Consider the following 17,980-nt stretch of genomic DNA (forward strand, 5'->3'; position numbering starts at 1 on the left):
TGCCGCGCGCCGCGCCAGCGCGATTGAGCATGCACGCGGTTTGAGGCAGGAATATCCTGCGACGGGACAGGAGACAGGGGACATGCTGATCACGTTTCTGGCGGGACTGGGCGCAGGGGTGCTCGTCGAGCACCTGCAACCCAGGGTGACGGAGCTTTTGTGGCGGCGTCTTTCCGAGGCTGACATGCCCGGTCCGGACGACCGCCGCCTCATCACCTTCGGCGCGGCGCTGATCGGTGCGGCGCTGCTGCTCTGGCTATTGGGAACGGATGCAAAGGCCGCGCCTCTGGTTGCGGGGGCCTTGGTCGGTCATTTCCAGGGTCAGATCCGGGCGCTTCTGACCGCGCGGCGGCGCTAGCGGGCAGTCTCCGCCTCGTCGCCGTCCAAAGCTTCGGCGTCGGCATCGTCGCTCATGCCGTCCTCTAACTTTCGCAGCGCGCGCAGGCGGCGCCGGAAGCGGGGCGCGGTTTTGCGGTCGGTCACGAACGTGCAGAGGATGCGAACAAGCTCGAGCCTCTCTTCATGTTCGAGCCGTGCGAGCAGCTTCCGCAGATAAGGTCCGTATTCGCGCCGCGCGCGCATCGCCTGCGCGAAAGACTGCGTGGTCAGGCGTCCCTCGGCGGCCTCGGTCACGATCTGGGTCAGGATACCCATCTCGAGAAGGGCGGCCTGCAGCGCGGTGCCGAGAAAGGGCACGCGAAAGCGGGTCACGTTGCGGCGATGGAAGAGGGCGGCATGCATCGCATCGAGCGGCTCGCGCGAATCGTAGATGATGTAGCCTTGCTCGGCGCCGTCGATCATGTCAGGCGCATATCCGTAACGGTCGGTGAACTGCATCCGCCGCTGTTCGGTGAAGCGATCGTCCCATTCGGTGATGCGGGGATCGAGCGTGGCCTGGGGCTGAAGCGCGACCACGATCGCGCCCGGTGCGGACACGGAATAGGCGGCGGCGGCATAACCGCAGGGACCCGCGCCGTAGAAGACGACGCGTTCGAAATCGTCGAAGAAACCGTCATCGGTGAGTTGATCGAAGAAGCCGTACACTTCGCCGTCGCGAAACCAGGTATCGTTGCGCGATACAAGTGACAGAAGCGACCAGCTATTCGCCTCGGCGATCTCGAGGCCGAGTGGACGAGCGTCGTCGGAGAGCGCGCCGATACCCGGGAAACTCTCGAAACTTACGAGCAACGTGTCGCCGTCTTCGTGAAAGAGCGCATGATGCTTTGAGCCGAGAGGTTCGAAAAACCCCACGCTTTCGCCGATGGCCTCGAGTTTGCGCCGCCACTCGGCGTAGTCGAGCCCGGTCAGCTCGATATTCCAGCTGCTTTCGTTTTGCATGCGCCACTCGTCCTCGGGATGCGTCGGTTCTGGGCGACGCTTTCCTGCGGAACATCGCCCTGCACCGTGACGAAAATGCGCCTCAACGGCGGAAATTCCAAGGGGTCAGGTGATCCCGCGTCGCCGAGCCTCGAGGCCGAACCCTTTCAGCGTCGCCGCGCTTTGCGCGCTGACGGGCCGGGAGGGAGGCGTCATCAAGAGGCGGCCCATGAGCGCGCGATAGGGCTCTTCGAGCATCAGCGCGCGGAAACGGTCCTGCCGCCAGGCGACAGCGCTCGCGTGCAGATCGGCTAGGCGTGGATCGCTGAGAAGCCGGTCGCGAACGGGCCGTGCGCGTTCGCTCAGCCGGGCGACGGAGCGGTCCTCATCCGTGTTGAAGTTCCGCTCGACCCAGTAATCGAGCCCTAGCATGTCGCTCGAATGGACCGCGCGGCCACGCGCCGCTTTCAGAACGTATTCTTCCATCGAGCCGAGCGGATAGTGGTTGAGCTGCACAAGGTCGTGGTTGGGCTGGCCAAAATTCGAAAAGATCCGCCGGGTGCGGAATTGCGCGTCGAGCGCGCGGCCCGACCCGTCGAACCAGCGTGCGCTCTCTACGCGGTCGGGATCGGGATCGCGCGGGCGGTGCACACCCGGTTTCCGGTAGGTGCCGTCATTGCGGTAGAGCGTCTTGAACATCGCCGCGCGCCACGGCCAATGGATGACCTCCGGCGCGGCGCGGATGAACCGCTCGGGCACAGGGCGATCCTCGTAATTGACCTCGCCCGCGTTCCCGAAAAGCCGCCAAGTGAGCGTGATCGCCTGCGCGTCGGGCAGCGCCGCGATGAGATCGGGCAGGGTGCCGCTTCCGACATGCACGTTGACGAATTCGTCGATATCGAGCGGCAGGATCCAGTCCGCGTCCTGCGTCTCGGCGCGCTGGGCGGCGTCTTTCAGCGCGGTGAACTGGATGCCACCCTTGTCGTATGGGCCGGGATTGGGGATGTGGGTCAGCCCGCCAAGCTCGGAGAGCCGGTCGAGCATGGTATCGGTGCCGTCCTCGCAATCGTTGGAATAGGCCAGAACGTGTGTCACGCCTGCCGCGCGGATATGGGCGAGCCAGTCGATCATGTAGGCCGCTTCATTCCGGACGCAGAGGATCGCAAGGATATTCAAAGCCCTAGACGCTCCGCTTGAGGATGTCGCGCGCGTCGATCATCAGCTTTCAAGGTCCAGCGCAAGTGCATAGGCGACGCGCTCAAGCTCGGTCAGGCGCAAGGTGAGCGCCTTCTGGTACAGCTCTTCGAATTCTGGGATGCCGTGCAGCTCCGTGGCCTTTGCGCGGTGCCAGTCCAGGCCGGCCTCGTGCAAGGCGCGCAACTGAGGGTCGGCAAGGAGGGCGTCGTATTCGGCGCGCAATCGCGGCACGTTGCGCTTGATCGTAATGTCGCGCGCGCCCGACCAATCCATGCGGATCCAGTAATTCAGGCCGATGGAGCGGTCGACATGAAGCGCCCGCCCGCGCTGGCGCTTGATGAGGAAACTCTCCGCTGAACGCAGCGCGTAGTGATTGAGCTGCAAGAGGTCGTAGCCGATGGATTTCTTCGACGACCGCCAGCCGTTCTTGATCGCCTCGCTCGTCATGTCCTGGCCCGAACCATTGACCCAGCGAACCTGGGTTTCCGCTCCCTCGACGAGCTTGTTGGGCCGGTGGCAGGACAGTTTCTTGTACGCGCCGATATTGCGGAACATCGTCTTGTAGCCCCAGACCGTATGGGGCTTCGGGCAGTAGCGCGGCGCGCATTCGTCGAATTGCTCGATCACGAAGCGATCCTCGAGCCGGTTGACGCCGGAATGACCGAAAAGCCGCCAGGTCATCGCGATATTGGTGGCATCGGGCACCCGCTCGAAGAACGCATCGAGCGTGCCGTTGCCGCAGCGCACGTTGATGAACTCGTCCACGTCGATATGGATGATCCAATCGGATTGCGTGACGACCGGCTCTATCATCGCCTTGTTGAGCGCGTGCTGTTGGGGCGAATTGCCCTTCCAATTGTCATTGTTGCGGTGCTGGACGATGCCCAGCTCATCGAGCCGCGCGAGGATCTCCCCGGTGCCGTCCTCGCAGCCATTGGTGTAGATCAGGAAATTGTCGACGCCGATGGCGCGGTGATAAGCGACCCATTCGAGGATGTAGGGCGCCTCGTTCTTCATGCAGCCGACAATGACACGGCCGGACGACCCTTCGGGCAGACTGCGCTGCGGTGCGGGCTCGAACGCGGCGGCGAGCTCCTCCTCGTTAACCGCACCGAGCCGATTGTGCGGCGCGAAGGGCGATCCCTTGAGCTGTGCGAACTTCTGCTTTGCGAGGGGTGGCAGGATCTCCGCGGCCTTGCGGCTGAGACCGGCCTCGTCGGGCGAGGGGGCAGCTGGCGGGGCAGTGGGCAGACCAGCATCGAGCGCTGCGAGCTCCGGTGCCTTCGCCTCGCGCTCTTCTTTCGCGGCTTTCTCGATACGCCAGCGCGCGGCCATCAGGTATTGCGTCGCGCGGAAGCCGTATCCCGGATCGGCTTCCTGCCATGCCTCTGTAGGGCGTGGCGGGTCCAGCGCTGGGCCCCTGAGGAGCGGATGCGCCTCCGCAAGTCGCGCCATGTCATCGGCAAAGCGGGCGCTCACAGCATCGAGGCTGCCCGGATCGAACGGCGCGCCGGCAATCTTCAACTCCATGACGAGCTTGCGCCAGAGCGGCCGCGCCAGGATCGTGTCGGGCTTTTGCAAAAGGCGCAGGGCGACGTCGTTGAAGCGCCGCGCGCGGGTGAGCCAGGCTTCGGGGGGCGGTTCTGGCATGGAGGCCGGCTCGGCTTTGCCGAATGTCGGCTCGATCCCGAAAGCGTCGCGCAAGCCGTCCGTCGCATCTTCGTCCCACAGCGAGGGGTCAAGACTCCAGAGGCGTGTCGCGCCAGCGCCGAAGACTCCATCCCATTCGGCGACGAGGCGCGCGAGATCAAGCCAGAAGGGCGCGCCCTGAACGTCGGCAAAGACGCCCGCTTCGGGCTGCGGCGAGGGACGCGCGGCAAGCGCGGCATCCCACCAACTGTCGCTGCCAAGAAGCGCCAGATCGTCCGACAAGGGCCGGGCACGTCCCTCGATCACCTGCGCCGCGTAGGCGCGGGACAGCATCCGGGCGGGTGCATCCACCTGCGCAAGAATATTTATGTCGGAAGACAAAGGCGCCAGCATCGCCTGCAGCCGTGCGATCTCGGAAGGCCGCGCCAGCGTGGAACCGAGCTGATGGCAGGACAGGATCAGAAGCTCCGGCTGAACACGGGCCACTTCGGCGGCAAGCGCCGCGAACACTTCCTCGCGCAACGCTGCCTGCTTCTCTGGCAAGGTAAAGCCCCGGTTGAACCGCAGCGTGTCGACCTGTTCGGGATCGCTCACCGCCATGAAGAGCCGCGTATGGTTCCGCGCCCCCGGCGAGCGGGCATAGAGCACGCCTTTCCCGGCCAGCTGCTCGCGCTTCTGATCGAGGATGCGCTGCACCCGGTCTGCGCTCTGCGCTTCGGGGCCGATATGAACGACGATCCTCATTCGGTCTCTTCTTTCGCGCGCTCATTCGCGCGGCCCCACCAGGGCAGATCGCGGCCGATGAATGCGCCGATCCGCGCGGGTGCGTCGGGATCGTCGATCCGGTACTCGAGAAAATCGTCGCGACCAGCGAACGCGGCGCGCAGATACGCGTAATGCCCCGCGACCCAGCGCGTCAGCTGATCCGGGCTCTCGCCATAGCCTGCGGGCAGGCCTGGCACATCGTGTTTCGGCAGCCGCCCGGTGCCAAGATTGCGCCAGGCGAGAATACTCTCGACGATATCGGACGGCTCGCGCCAGGAGAGCAGGAAGCGTGTGCCGGAATGGTGCTCTGCGATGGCAGCGAGAAGGCCGTAATCGAATTGCGGCCAGTAATTCGCGCCGCCGCCGATTGCGCTGATCTCGGAGAAGGCGTCGAATTCGTTCATGGCCGACAATGGGTCGCCAGTCGCGAAATATCCTTCATAAAGACATTTGCCCACCAGCTCGTCTTTCAGCGCGTCGTTCTCGCTCTGACCGTCCCGGATCTTCCAATCGGCGACGTTCAGCCCCGCGCGGCGCAGCGCTTTGCCGAGTGTCGTCGTGCCCGATTTCGGCAAACCCAGATTGACCACGCGCAGACGGCTCATGATGCCAGCCCCAGTTCTGCCATGAGCCCCGCCTCGCCGGGCGGGAGCGGGGGCAGGGCACGCAGCGTCTCTGCGAGGACGCGGTACTCGGCGCGTTCCAGCAGCTCATCGCGCCTTGCGACATGCGCTGCGACCGAGGCGTCATGCAGACGCGCGATCTCCGGGTCGGATTTCAGATCTTCGAGCGCAGCTTCGAGTTCCGGCAGATAGCGCTGGATCGACAGGTCCTCCCATGCGGGATCGTTCCGTTCCTGCCAATAGGCGGTATCGAAGGCGCGATGTTCGCGGTTCACGTCGCCCCGGTCGTTCTTCACCAGATAGCTGTCGAGGGATCGAAGGGCGTAGTGGTTGAGCGTTGCGAATTCGCGGGCTCCAGCGGCCAGAAATCGCCGGATTCGCCGCGGGTTCTCGGCGACGAGGAACTTGTGCGGCACCCGCCGCCCCGAGCCATCGGTCCAGAGCGGGCGTTTCTCTTCTGGCAGGCCCTTGCGGAAGAACGGCCGATGCGCGCCGTAATATTGCAGCGGGAAATCGCGGCGGGTCAGCGTCTTCACCTCGATCGCGGTCTCCGCGCACCAGAGATCCGGATTGTGGCTGTGCGTGAACTGACCGATCACGGGGCGGTCCTCGAATGCCCCGATCCCGCCATTGGCGAAAAACTGGAACGTGACCGAGATCGCCTGCGGATTGCCCGACGCGGCGATCAGCGCGGGGATCGTGCGATCGCCCACGTGGATGTTCAGGAACTCATCGACATCGGCAATCCAGACCCAATCGGCGGCCTTGACGACATCCCTGTGCGCACAATCCTTAAGCGCTTCCATCTGGTAATTGCGCCCCTCGGCCGGGTTCGGCAAATGCGTCACGCCGCCCTTCGCCGCCAGCGCATCCAGAAGCGCGTCCGTCCCGTCCGTGCAATCGTTCGAGTAGAACAGGAAATCGGTGACACCGATCAGACGATTGAACGCGATCCATTCCAGAAGGAACGGCCCTTCATTCTTCACGCAGGTGATCGCGGTTATCCGCATCCCCACGCCTTTCCGCAGATAGACATCCGCCTGTCGCCCTCGTGACCTCTTCCGGCCCTCTTGCCTGAGGCCCGTTTATTTTGCGCAAACTCTTGCATGACGGTCCCTCTGCGTCAATTCCGGGACGGCGGGCCTTGCGACCTATGCGCTATTGATCTTTCCGCCCAAGGTCTGCCCTCTGGCCTGCAACACCGCATCAAGGGAGGCGACATGCGAGAAGCCAATTCCATCGACGAGGTGCAGAGCCTGCTGGCAGATACCGGCTATGTCTGCGGCCGGTCACTCGCCACGGTCGTGTTCCTCGCGCTGAAGCTCGGTCGGCCGCTCTTTCTCGAGGGCGAAGCGGGCGTCGGCAAGACCGAGATCGCCAAGGCCCTGTCGGCGGCGCTGGGCCGGCGGCTCATCCGGCTGCAATGCTACGAGGGTCTCGATGCCTCGTCGGCGGTCTACGAGTGGAACTTCCCCGCGCAGATGATCGCGATCCGCACCGCGGAGGCCGAGGGGAAAGCCGACCGCGACGCGCTGCAGCGCGAGCTTTTCGGGCCGGACTTCCTGATCGAGCGTCCGCTGCTGGAGGCGATGCGGCCCGATGAGAACGGCGCGCCGATCCTTCTGATCGACGAGCTCGACCGCACCGACGAGCCGTTCGAGGCGTTCCTGCTCGAGGCGCTCTCGGATTTTCAGGTGACCATTCCCGAGCTCGGCACGATTGCCGCGCCCGAGCCGCCCATCGTGATCCTGACGTCGAACCGGACGCGCGAAGTGCATGACGCGCTCAAGCGGCGGTGCCTATACCACTGGGTCGATTACCCCAATTTCGAGCGCGAGATCGAGATTCTGTCGGCCCGTGCGCCCGAAGCCTCCGAAACACTGAGCCGCGAAGTCGTGGCGTTCGTCCAGCGTCTCCGGACCGAGGATATCTTCAAGAAGCCGGGCGTTGCAGAGACGATCGACTGGGCCAAGTGCCTTCTGGCTCTCGACGTGGTGGACCTCTCGCCCGAGGTGATCGCCGACACTCTGGGCGCGATCCTGAAATACCAGGACGACATCCAGCGGATCGAGGGCTCCGAGGCTAAGCGCCTTCTCGACGAGGCGCGGGCGCAGCTGGCCTGATGCCTGAATACGCTCCGATAGAGATCCCTGAGAACCCCAAGCTCGCGCAGAACGTGGTGCATTTCGCGCGGGCGCTCAGGAAAGCCGGGTTGCCGGTGGGGCCGGGCCGGGTGATCGACGCGATCCGGGCGGTGGAGGCGGCAGGCTTTACCGAGCGCAGCGACTTCTACTGGACGCTGCATGCCTGTTTCGTCTCGCGGCCCGAGCATCGCGCGGTCTTCCACCAGATTTTCCGGCTGTATTGGCGTGATCCGCGATACCTCGAGCACATGATGTCGATGATGCTGCCGGCCGTGCGCGGCGTGCAGGAAGAAAAGGCCGCGCAGGCCGCCGAAAAGCGCGCGGCCGAAGCGCTCCTTGACGGAACCGCGCCCGATCTGCCCGACCAGCCGGAGCCCGAAGAGGAAGAGCTGCCCATAGAGATCGACGCCTCGCAGACCATGAGCGAGGAGGAGCGCCTGCGAAGCCTCGACTTCGAACAGATGTCCACCGCCGAGATCGCCGAAGCCAAGCGCATGCTTGCCCGCTTGCGCCTTCCTGTGAAGCCGATCCTGTCGCGCCGCCGGATGGCCGCGCGGAGCGGACGGCAGCCCGACTGGGCCAGAACCATGCGCAATGCGATGCGGCAGGGCGGCGAAATTCGCGGTTTTGCCCGAACCAAAGCCCGGCCGCGCTGGCCGAACCTTGTCGTCCTTTGCGATATTTCGGGCTCGATGAGCCAATACAGCCGGATGGTCCTGCATTTCCTCCACGCCGTCGCGAACGAAAAAGGCGATGGCTGGGCGAAGGTTCATGCCTTCACCTTCGGCACGCGCCTGACGAACATTACGCGGCATCTTGCGACCCGTGATGTCGATCAGGCGCTCAAGGCTGCGGGCGCGGAGGCGCAGGATTGGGAAGGCGGCACCCGGATCGGGCAATGCCTGCACAGCTTCAATCGTGACTGGTCTCGGCGGGTCATGGGGCAGGGGGCGGTGGTGCTTCTGATCACAGACGGGCTCGACCGTGATCCCGAAGAAGGGCTCGCCCGCGAGATGGAGCGGTTGCACCTTTCGGCGCGGCGTCTCATTTGGCTGAACCCGCTTCTGCGTTGGGACGGGTTCGCGCCCAAGGCCAAGGGCATCCGCGCGATGCTGCCGCATGTAGACAGCTTTCGCGCGGGCCATTCGATCCAGACGCTCGAACAGTTGGCCCTCGCCATTTCGCAGCCTGACGATCCGGGCGAGAAGACGCGCCTCATGCAAGTGATCCAAGGCTGACCGGACCTGATCTGCACTAGCGGTTTTCCGCCGAACCATGCGCGACACGCAACCCGGATGCAGTGCCGGGCGTTCTCATTCCAATCGTCCGTCCACCCGAGACGGACTAGGGAAAGGAGACACTTACGTGACACATCGTTTTCTGAAGACCACCACGGCGCTGGTTCTGAGCGCGAGCCTCGCCATGCCGGCAGCGGTAACGGCGCAGAGCCTTGATCTTGGCATCGACGGGCTGCCGCCGGAACAGGCGATCGCGGAGCTGGAAGCAGCGCTCGATACGCCCGAGGTTCAGGCGGAGCCGGCCGTCGTTGCCCAGATCGAGCAGGAGCTGCAGCGTCTGCACGCCGAGGTCGAGTCCAATGCCGAACCCGAAGCCGAAGCGGGGGCGGACGCGAATGCCGAGGCAGAAGCTGAGGCTGCGCCGGAAGACAGCGCAGTCGATGCGTCTGAACCTGCAGAGCCTGCCCAGCCCGCAGAGCCCGAAACGGCTTCCGAGCCCGCGGCAGCCGAAGAGCCCGCGGATGCGGCAGACGCGACGCCCACCGAAGAGATGGAGCCAACGGACGACGCCGAGCCTACCGATCAGGCCGCGGAAAGTGCGCCTGTGGAAGAGCCCGCCGATGCGGAACCGATGGATGAAGCCCCCGATGCAGAGCCCGTAGAGGAGACCGCCGATACGGAGCCTGCGGACGAACCCGCCGACGCGGAGCCGATGGACAGCGCTGAAGGTGGCGCCTCGACGGATGAGCCTACGGACGCACAGCCGACAGACAATTCGGCGGATGCCGAGCCGACGGATGATGGGGCTGCCGCCGAGCCGACGGAAGATGCGGCTGACGCGGAACCTATGGATGCCGAGACGATGGACAACGCGGCAGACGCGGAGCCCGCGGACGAAGCAACGGAGACCGAGCCCACGGACAGCGCCGTGTCAGAACCGACGGACGGAGCGTCGGACGGCGAACCGGCTCAGACCACGGATGCCGAGCCGACCGACGAGGCAGAGGAGGCCGAATCTGCGGAAGCGACGGCCGATACCGACGGCGAGGCAGCGGATCCGCAGGCCAGCGCCGACGCTGTCTCCGAGGACGATGCCGAAGCCGCGGCTGCAGCGGCCGCATCGGGCGACACCGAAGGTGCCGAAGTCGTAGAAGAAACCGTGACGGATGAAACGGCGCGTTCCTCGGATGAGGAATTCGACACTTCGATCCAGCAAGGCGCGGAAAACGCCGCGCGTTCCGAGGATGACGACGACGACGAGGACGAGCGCAACGACGATGCTCTGCGCGGTGCCGCTGCGGGCCTTCTCGGTCTCGGCGCGCTGGCGGTGGGCGATCTTCTGCGCCCGAACGAGCAGGTCGTCTCCAACACCGGAGACCGCGTGGTCGTCGAGCGGGATGGTCAGTATCGTGTCCTGCGTAACGACGACGCGCTGCTGCGCCAGCCGGGCAATGACGTGACCACGTATCGCTTCGACGACGGCTCGACGCGAACGGTTGTGACACGTGGCGACGGCTCCACGATCGAGACGATCCGCTCGCGCGATGGCCGCGTTCTGCGCCGCGTGCGAACGACGCCCAACGGTGACAGCGTGGTGCTCTTCGATGACACGCGTGAGGTTCAGCAGGTCAACCTGCAGGAGCTGCCGCAGACAACGGATCGCCGAGTCACGAACTTCCGTGATGTCGATCAGGATCAGCTGGCCAGCGCGCTTGCCGCGGTCGAGGCCCAGAACGTCGACCGGAGCTTCTCGCTTAACCAGATCCGCAACATCGATCCCGTCCGAAAGCTTGTGCCCGAGGTCAATGTCGACACGATCAACTTCGCGACCGGCTCTGCCGTGATCCAGGAAGCGGAGGCGCAGGAACTCTCGGCGCTGGGCAACGCGATCAGCCAGCTCATCGCGGAAAACCCGGGCGAGGTGTTCCTCATCGAAGGACATACGGATGCCGTCGGCTCCGCAAGCTACAACCTCGCGCTGTCCGACCGCCGTGCGGAATCGGTGGCGCTCGCGCTGACCGAATATTTCGACGTGCCGCCGGAGAACCTGGTCATCCAGGGCTATGGTGAGAGCGATCTTCTGGTTCAGACCGAAGAAAGCGAGATCCAGAACCGCCGCGCTGCAGTGCGCCGGATCACACCGTTGCTGAGCGCGAGCCGGTAATTCGGTTCAGAAGAGGTCTCGAGATGCCCCGCCGCCGCGCGGGGCATTTCTTTTTTGGGCAGGGGCTTTGCCCCTCTTGGCGGCAGGGCCGCCAATTCACCCCCGGTATTTTCGCCAACCCAAAGAGGTGGGGGCGGCGCCTTGTGCAGCCGCCCCGCTCGGGAGATCGAAAAATGCGGAGCGGGCCTTTCCAACCGGGGCGTTGCATGCAATAGGGAAGCGCCAAACGAGGCTCCCACCGGAAAGGTCCGCTCATGGAGATTCGCGAGGCTCTCACCTTCGACGACGTCCTTCTGCTGCCCGGCGCAAGCGAGGTTCTGCCTTCGACCGCAGATACCCGCACCTGGGTCACGCGGTCTATCGCGCTGAACATTCCGCTTCTGAGTTCGGCCATGGATACCGTGACCGAAAGCGCGATGGCGATCACCATGGCTCAGGCCGGCGGGATCGGCGTCGTGCACAAGAATCTCAGCGTGGAAGAGCAATCCCGCGAAGTGCGGCGGGTGAAGCGCTTCGAATCCGGCATCGTCTACAACCCGGTGACGCTGCGCCCGCACCAGACGCTCGGCGACGCCAAGGCGCTGCGCGACCGCTACGGTTTCACCGGTTTCCCGGTCGTCGACGACGCACACCGCGTCGTCGGCATCGTCACCAACCGCGACATGCGTTTCGCCGAGCGTGACGACACGCCGGTTCACGCGATGATGACCTCCGAGCGGCTCGCCATCCTGCGCGAGCCTGCGGACCGGCAGGAAGCCATCGACCTGATGAAGGCGCGCCGGATCGAGAAGCTTCTGGTGACCGACGCCTCGGGCAAGCTGACCGGGCTGCTGACGCTGAAGGATACCGAGCAATCGGTGGTGAACCCGACAGCCTGCAAGGACTCGCTGGGCCGGCTGCGGGTCGCGGCGGCCACATCCGTCGGCGATAGCGGGTTCGAGCGCACCGAAGCACTCGTCGATGCCGAGGTCGATATCGTCGTGATCGATACCGCCCATGGTCACAGCAAGGGCGTGATCGACGCGGTTCGGCGCGCAAAGATGTTGTCGAACGAGGTCCAGGTCATCGCAGGGAACGTCGCGACCGGCGAGGCGACGCGGGCGCTCATAGATGCCGGTGCGGATGCGGTGAAAGTCGGTATTGGGCCAGGCTCGATCTGCACGACGCGTATGGTTGCGGGTGTGGGTGTGCCGCAGCTGACCGCGGTCATGGAATGCGCCGAAGCGGCGGGGGATGTGCCGGTCATCGCCGATGGCGGCATCAAGTTCTCGGGCGATTTCGCCAAGGCCATTGCGGCGGGTGCCTCTTGTGCGATGGTCGGCTCGATGCTGGCGGGCACCGACGAGAGCCCCGGCGAAGTCATTCTCTACCAGGGCCGCAGCTTCAAGGCCTATCGCGGCATGGGCTCGATGGGCGCGATGGCGCGGGGCTCGGCCGATCGGTATTTCCAGAAGGATGCCGCGACCGACAAGCTCGTGCCGGAAGGGATCGAAGGGCAGGTGCCCTACAAGGGCGGCGCCGGCACGGTGTTGCACCAACTCGTGGGCGGCCTCCGCGCGGCGATGGGCTATACCGGCAACGCGACGGTCGCTGACATGCGAAAGGGCTGCCGGTTCGTGCGGATCACCAATGCCGGTCTGCGCGAGAGCCACGTCCACGACGTGGCGATTACCCGCGAAAGTCCGAATTACCGGATCGGCTGAGCAGGGCGCGCGTGACCCCGGGAGCCCGAGTTCAGGCCGCGATCGAGGTGATCGACCAGGTGCGCGCCGGAATGGCGGCGGAGCAGGCGCTGACCCGCTGGGCACGCGGCGCGCGCTATGCCGGGTCGAAAGACCGGGCCGCCGTACGCGATCACGTTTTCGACGCGCTGCGGATGTGGCGCTCCGCGGCAGAGCGCGGCGGCGGCGAGTCCGGCCGACACCGAATGCTCGGCGTGCTGTTGCTTCAGGGCAAGAATGCGGCAGAGCTGTTCACTGGCGAGGGGCACGCGCCCGCGTGTCTGGCTGAGGATGAGGGGGGCTCTGCCGAGCTTTCGGAGGAGGCGGTTCGGGATGTACCGGACTGGATCTGGGGTGCCTTTTCGGACGATCACGGTCCGGCAAAAGCAGCGGAGATCGCCCAGGCCTTGAGATGCCGCGCGCCAATAACTATGCGGATCAATGGCTTGATGGGTGATCCTAACGTAGCGCGTGAAGTTCTTGACGAAGACGGCATTGAGACCCGCGCGAATCCGCGGGCGGAGTTGGCGCTGACGGTCACCGAGGGCGCGCGGCGTGTCGCGCAGTCACGCGCCTATCGCGATGGACTTGTCGAATTGCAGGACGCCGCCAGCCAAGCGGCGATCGAGGCGCTGCCGCTAAGCGAGGGCATGCGCGTTCTGGATTACTGCGCGGGAGGCGGCGGCAAGAGCCTGGCATTGGCGGCAAGACTTGGCGGCGGACCTGTCTGGGCACACGATTCTGACAAAAAGCGGATGCGTGATTTGCCGGGCCGCGCAGAGCGGGCTGCGGCGGACATCCGGATCGTCGAGCGGCCAAAGGGGCCGTTCGATCTCATCCTTTGCGACGTGCCCTGTTCGGGCAGCGGCACTTGGCGGCGCGCACCGGAAGCAAAATGGCGTTTCGACAAGCAAGACCTGGCCGATTTGAGGAATGTGCAGCGTGAGATTTTGTCGGACGTTGCACCGATTCTGAGCGGCGAAGGTATCCTGGTTTACGCGACCTGCTCGGTCATGAAGGCCGAGAACGACCAGATCGTTTCCTGGTTTCTGTCCGAAAATCAGGACTTTGGCTTGCTGTCCTCACAGCAGGTTCTGCCGGATGAGGACGGCGATGGCTTCTATTACGCTATCCTGCGTCGCGCCGCGTAAACTGCGAAGATCCACCGGCCTGTTTAGTATTTGTTAACGCATTTCTGCGAGTCTGCTCGGGATATTACTCGTTTTGGAAGGGTCTCATGGTCGGCAGCGGGCGGGCCCTCTCGCATCGGGATACCTGGTTGCTCCTTGCCGCGGCGTCTCTGATCGTCGCGGGCTCGGCGCTTGCGCTGACGACGGCTGCGATGCCCGCGCCTTTCTGGCTATGGGCGCCCGCGATCCCCGCGCTTCTCCTGTGGATCTACCGGCATCGAGGTGCATTGTCGCCCGAGGCCCGACTTGCCGCGTTCATAGCCGAGGATCCGGTTGCCTGCCTGCTGAGCGATAAGCGCGGGCGGATCGTGTTGGCCAACCGGGCGGCCCGAGAAACGATGGCGGCCATTCCCGAAATTCCGGTGCGCGACGTCATCGCCGTGGCGGCTGGCCCTTTCGATATCGATACCATGATCGCCGCGGCGGATGCCAACGGCCGCGATGTCGCGCGGCTCGATGCCCAGGATGCGAGCTACATCGTGTCCGCGCGTGTCATCGGACCTCGCCTTCTTTGGCGGTTCGATCCGCTTCCCATGTCGAATACGAGCGTGCCGATCCTGTCTGTCGGCCGGCGCGGCGCGATCCTGTCGATGAACCGCGCAGCGCGGGACCTGATCGGACAGCGGCCTCGCAAAACCGGTCAGCTTGTGGCGGATCCGCCGATCGACGTAGACCGGATTTATCGCATCAAGACGCGGGACGGGCCGCGCGATATGCAGGTCTCGATTCTCAACGAGGCGCCGGGCCGCCGCGAGATCGCGCTCCTCGAGATCGAGGAGGCGTCAAGCATCTCCGCGGATCGCTCGGAGAACGTGCCCGTTGCGATGCTGAAACTGCGGCAGGACGGCACGATCATCTCCGCGACCGAAGCCGCGAGCGCGCTGCTCGGACATGACGACGTCGACGACACGCCGCTCGCCCGCTACATGGAGGGGCTTGGCCGCGCCATCCCGGATTGGCTTGCGGAAGCCGCGAAAAACGCCGGCGTGCCCAAGGCAGAGTTTCTGAGGCTGACGCGCGAGGATCGTGAAGCCTTCGTGCAAGTCACGCTCAGCCGCGTCGTGGAAGATCGTCGCACCATACTGATCGCCGTCATGCACGATGCGACGGAGTTCAAGTCGCTCGAGGCGCAGTTCAACCAAAGCCAGAAAATGCAGGCCATCGGGGAACTCGCCGGTGGCATCGCGCATGATTTCAACAATGTTCTCACCGCGATTTCAGGGCATTGCGAGTTGATGCTGATGCGTCATGATCCGGGCGATCCGGATTACGCAGACCTCGTGCAAATCGACGAGAACACCAATCGCGCGGCGGGGCTTGTAGGGCAGCTTCTGGCGTTCTCGCGCAAGCAGACCCTACGCCCGACGATGCTGGATCTTCGTGAGCTTCTGGCCGATCTCGCGCATCTGCTCAACCGGCTGGTTGGCGAGAACCTGCAGCTCATCCTGTCACACGATCCTCTTCTGCCGCCCGTCCGGGGCGACCGGCGCAAGCTCGAACAGGTCATCATGAACCTCGTCGTCAATGCGCGTGACGCAATGGAAGCTGACGGCGATATCGTCGTCTCCACCGAGGATCTGTACCTGGAGGCTCCGCTGCGACGCGATGGCGCAACAGTGCCCGAGGGTCGTTACGCTGTGATCCGGGTCAGCGATCGCGGCTGCGGTATCGCGGAGGACAAGCTCGGCAAGATCTTCGAGCCGTTCTATACGACCAAGAGCCTCGGGAAAGGCACGGGTCTTGGCCTCTCGACTGCCTACGGCATCGTCAAGCAGACGGGCGGGTTCATCTTCGCAGATTCTGAAGAGGGGATGGGGACGACCTTCACGCTCTACTTGCCTGCCTTCGAGGGCGAGCACGCCGAGATTGTCGAGCCGGATCCGCTGCAAACATCCAAATTCGCGCAGCCGGCGGGTGGCGTCATACTTCTTGTCGAGGATGAAGCGCCGGTCAGGGCCTTCGCCAGCCGCGCGCTGACGCTGAGCGGCTACACGGTGATCGAGGCGGAACATGCGGCCGCCGCGCTCGAATTGCTTCAGGATCCCTCGTTTATGGTCGATCTCGTCGTCTCGGACGTTCTCATGCCGGGTCTCGATGGTCCGACCTGGATCGAGAAGGCGCGCGAGACACGGCCTACACTGCCGGTCGTCTTCGTGTCGGGCTATGCCGAGGATGCGCTGCACCGCGCGTCGGGTGCGCTCGAGAATTCTGCCTTCCTGCAAAAGCCGTTTTCGCTGAAAGCGCTTGCTGAGTCCGTGGCCGTGATGCTTGCCGACCGACGTGCGGGTTAGCGATGGCTTCAGCCAAGCGCGCCCAACACCGGGTCAGCCGATGTGCAGCACGTCAACCTCTGAACCCGCGTTGCGCGCAGGATCATGTGGCGGTCGAATGACCAGGGCATCGGCCTGGCTCAGCACCGAAAGGAGGCTGGAATCCTGCCGCTCGAGAACGCGTACCCCATCCGCGCTGATTTTCGCGCGCATGTAATGCTCGCGCGGGCCGTTGGCTTCAATCGCCTCTGAGATCGGCAGCGTGATCCGGGGCGCGGGCGCGGCAGGCAGTCCCTGCATGGCGCGAAGAACCGGCGCGACGAAGACATGGCCACACACCATCGCGGAGACCGGATTTCCCGGAAGCCCGATCATCATCGCCGCGCCAAGCCGCCCGGCCATCAGTGGTTTTCCCGGGCGCATAGCGACCTTGTAGAATGCGCGCTCGAGACCGGCTTCGCCTGACACCGACGCGACGAGGTCATGATCGCCGACCGAAGCGCCGCCAACGGTGATCACAAGATCCGCATCACCCACAAGATCCAGCACGGCGCCAAGTGCCGCGCGCGTATCCCGAGCGATGGGCAGGAGCCGAACCTCTGCACCTTCTGCCTCGAACAGCGCAGCCAAGCCGTAAGTGTTCGACGCGATGATCTGGTCCGGGCCAGGCATCTCTCCGGGGCTAACAAGCTCGTCGCCTGTCGCGATGATGGCCACGCGGGGTTTCCGGGCGACGACCGGAGCGGCGGCATTCATCGAGGCCAGAAGCGCGATATCGCTCGGGGAGAGCCGGCGCGGCGCCGTGAGCCGCGCCCCGGCCAGGAAATCCGTGCCGGACGGGCGGATATGAGATCCGGGCGGGGTGGTCTCGGTGATGCGGATCTCGTCGCCGTCGCGCTCGACGTCCTCCTGGATCACGACGCGATCCGCGCCATCGGGCACGGGCGCGCCGGTAAAGATCCGCACCGCTTCGCCGGCGAAAAGCGCCCGCGCGAAACGATGGCCGGCCGCTGCCTCTCCGACGACACGCAATACCGTGCCGCTCTCGCCTTCGGCGGTTGCGTATCCATCCATTGCCGACGCGGGAAAGGGCGGCTGATCCCGCGTCGCCACGACATCCTGCGTCAGCACGCGGCCCGCCGCCTCTCGCAAAGATACGGCCTCTGCGGCCAAGCGCGGTGTCAGCTCGAACAGCGCTTCAAGCGCCGCCGCGACGGAGATCAAGGTGCCTCGTAGCGGCCCGATTTGCCGCCATCCTTGAGGGCGACATGCACGCCGCCGATCTCCATGCCTTTGTCGACCGCCTTGACCATGTCGTAGATCGTCAGCGCGGCGGTCGACACTGCGGTCAGCGCCTCCATTTCCACGCCGGTCTGGCCAGTGGTCTTAACCGTAGCCTCGATCCTGAGGCCGGGCAGATCCGCGTCCGGCGAGATCTCGACCGACACCTTGGTGATCGGCAAGGGATGGCAGAGCGGGATCAGCTCGGGCGTCTTCTTCGCGCCCATGATCCCGGCAAGCCGGGCAACCCCGATCACGTCGCCCTTCTTGGCGCGCCCTTCGGTGATCATCTCAAAGGTTTCGGGGGCCATGCGGACCCAGCCGCGCGCTACCGCGATGCGCGCCGTCGTCGCCTTGTCCGAGACATCGACCATATGCGCGTCGCCCTTGGCGTCAAAATGCGTGAGCCCGCCTGACATC

Annotated in this window: 14 protein-coding genes; 7 read left to right on the plus strand and 7 right to left on the minus strand. The window is 64.9% G+C overall.

The window, feature by feature from the left end; all coding sequences use genetic code 11:
* Positions 1-82 precede the first annotated feature (82 nt).
* Positions 83-358 carry a hypothetical protein gene (locus tag FIU91_RS07755; RefSeq protein ID WP_093012476.1) on the plus strand — a complete coding sequence of 92 codons (276 nt, stop codon included), beginning with the start codon at positions 83-85 and terminating at the stop codon, positions 356-358.
* On the opposite strand, the gene FIU91_RS07760 is transcribed toward FIU91_RS07755, so the two are convergent.
* The 5 genes from FIU91_RS07760 to FIU91_RS07780 form a co-directional block, all read right to left on the minus strand.
* Positions 355-1,338, minus strand: a complete 984-nt coding sequence (locus tag FIU91_RS07760) for a phosphoadenosine phosphosulfate reductase (RefSeq protein ID WP_152462058.1) — start codon at positions 1,336-1,338, stop codon at positions 355-357. The genes FIU91_RS07755 and FIU91_RS07760 overlap by 4 nt on opposite strands.
* A 105-nt stretch (positions 1,339-1,443) precedes the next feature.
* The gene (locus FIU91_RS07765) at positions 1,444-2,493 is read right to left on the minus strand and encodes a glycosyltransferase family 2 protein (protein ID WP_152462059.1); all 1,050 of its coding nucleotides are present in this window, start codon (positions 2,491-2,493) and stop codon (positions 1,444-1,446) included.
* 42 nt (positions 2,494-2,535) lie between these two features.
* A complete protein-coding gene (locus FIU91_RS07770) occupies positions 2,536-4,908 on the minus strand; it encodes a glycosyltransferase family 2 protein (RefSeq protein WP_152462060.1) in 2,373 nt (790 codons plus the stop codon).
* Positions 4,905-5,534: a sulfotransferase family protein gene (locus FIU91_RS07775; RefSeq protein WP_152462061.1), complete on the minus strand. Its 630-nt coding sequence runs from the start codon at positions 5,532-5,534 to the stop codon at positions 4,905-4,907. The genes FIU91_RS07770 and FIU91_RS07775 overlap by 4 nt, the downstream gene beginning before the upstream one ends.
* Positions 5,531-6,562 (minus strand): glycosyltransferase family 2 protein, encoded by a 1,032-nt coding sequence (locus FIU91_RS07780; protein ID WP_152462062.1) that lies wholly within the window; start codon positions 6,560-6,562, stop codon positions 5,531-5,533. Before FIU91_RS07780 ends, FIU91_RS07775 begins: the two co-directional genes overlap by 4 nt.
* Positions 6,563-6,772: 210 nt before the next feature.
* On the opposite strand from FIU91_RS07780, the gene FIU91_RS07785 reads away from it, so the two are divergent.
* From FIU91_RS07785 to FIU91_RS07810, 6 genes are all read left to right on the plus strand, one after another.
* Entirely contained in the window at positions 6,773-7,675 is a 903-nt protein-coding gene (locus FIU91_RS07785) for a MoxR family ATPase (protein ID WP_093012491.1), read from the plus strand.
* Positions 7,675-8,934 carry a VWA domain-containing protein gene (locus FIU91_RS07790; RefSeq protein WP_152462063.1) on the plus strand — a complete coding sequence of 420 codons (1,260 nt, stop codon included), beginning with the start codon at positions 7,675-7,677 and terminating at the stop codon, positions 8,932-8,934. The genes FIU91_RS07785 and FIU91_RS07790 overlap by 1 nt, the downstream gene beginning before the upstream one ends.
* A gap of 127 nt (positions 8,935-9,061) precedes the next feature.
* On the plus strand, positions 9,062-11,098 hold the full coding sequence (locus FIU91_RS07795; protein WP_254702066.1) for an OmpA family protein: 2,037 nt from the start codon (positions 9,062-9,064) through the stop codon (positions 11,096-11,098).
* Positions 11,099-11,352: 254 nt separating this feature from the next.
* On the plus strand, positions 11,353-12,801 hold the full coding sequence (guaB, locus tag FIU91_RS07800; RefSeq protein ID WP_093012497.1) for an IMP dehydrogenase: 1,449 nt from the start codon (positions 11,353-11,355) through the stop codon (positions 12,799-12,801).
* Between the two features lie 11 nt (positions 12,802-12,812).
* Positions 12,813-13,970: an RsmB/NOP family class I SAM-dependent RNA methyltransferase gene (locus tag FIU91_RS07805; RefSeq protein ID WP_152462065.1), complete on the plus strand. Its 1,158-nt coding sequence runs from the start codon at positions 12,813-12,815 to the stop codon at positions 13,968-13,970.
* Between the two features lie 128 nt (positions 13,971-14,098).
* On the plus strand, positions 14,099-16,300 hold the full coding sequence (locus FIU91_RS07810; protein ID WP_152462066.1) for a PAS domain-containing hybrid sensor histidine kinase/response regulator: 2,202 nt from the start codon (positions 14,099-14,101) through the stop codon (positions 16,298-16,300).
* Between the two features lie 33 nt (positions 16,301-16,333).
* Here FIU91_RS07810 and glp read toward each other — a convergent pair whose 3' ends face one another.
* Positions 16,334-17,503, minus strand: a complete 1,170-nt coding sequence (gene glp / locus FIU91_RS07815) for a gephyrin-like molybdotransferase Glp (protein WP_152462067.1) — start codon at positions 17,501-17,503, stop codon at positions 16,334-16,336.
* The gene (gene moaC / locus FIU91_RS07820) at positions 17,500-17,979 is read right to left on the minus strand and encodes a cyclic pyranopterin monophosphate synthase MoaC (protein ID WP_093012509.1); all 480 of its coding nucleotides are present in this window, start codon (positions 17,977-17,979) and stop codon (positions 17,500-17,502) included. The genes glp and moaC overlap by 4 nt, the downstream gene beginning before the upstream one ends.
* Between the last annotated feature and the right edge of the window lies 1 nt (position 17,980).

Origin of the sequence: Roseivivax sp. THAF30, from assembly GCF_009363575.1 — a bacterium.
GTDB classification, from domain to species: Bacteria; Pseudomonadota; Alphaproteobacteria; order Rhodobacterales; family Rhodobacteraceae; genus Roseivivax; species Roseivivax halotolerans.

What these genes read in the sequence shown, in the direction of transcription:
- FIU91_RS07790 (WP_152462063.1), top strand. Translation starts at nt 7,675, where the DNA reads ATGCCTGAATACGCTCCGATAGAGATCCCTGAGAACCCCAAGCTCGCG.
- FIU91_RS07760 (WP_152462058.1), bottom strand. Translation starts at nt 1,338, where the DNA reads ATGCAAAACGAAAGCAGCTGGAATATCGAGCTGACCGGGCTCGACTAC.
- FIU91_RS07770 (WP_152462060.1), bottom strand. Translation starts at nt 4,908, where the DNA reads ATGAGGATCGTCGTTCATATCGGCCCCGAAGCGCAGAGCGCAGACCGG.
- FIU91_RS07785 (WP_093012491.1), top strand. Translation starts at nt 6,773, where the DNA reads ATGCGAGAAGCCAATTCCATCGACGAGGTGCAGAGCCTGCTGGCAGAT.
- FIU91_RS07780 (WP_152462062.1), bottom strand. Translation starts at nt 6,562, where the DNA reads ATGCGGATAACCGCGATCACCTGCGTGAAGAATGAAGGGCCGTTCCTT.
- FIU91_RS07755 (WP_093012476.1), top strand. Translation starts at nt 83, where the DNA reads ATGCTGATCACGTTTCTGGCGGGACTGGGCGCAGGGGTGCTCGTCGAG.
- guaB (WP_093012497.1), top strand. Translation starts at nt 11,353, where the DNA reads ATGGAGATTCGCGAGGCTCTCACCTTCGACGACGTCCTTCTGCTGCCC.
- FIU91_RS07775 (WP_152462061.1), bottom strand. Translation starts at nt 5,534, where the DNA reads ATGAGCCGTCTGCGCGTGGTCAATCTGGGTTTGCCGAAATCGGGCACG.
- moaC (WP_093012509.1), bottom strand. Translation starts at nt 17,979, where the DNA reads ATGTCAGGCGGGCTCACGCATTTTGACGCCAAGGGCGACGCGCATATG.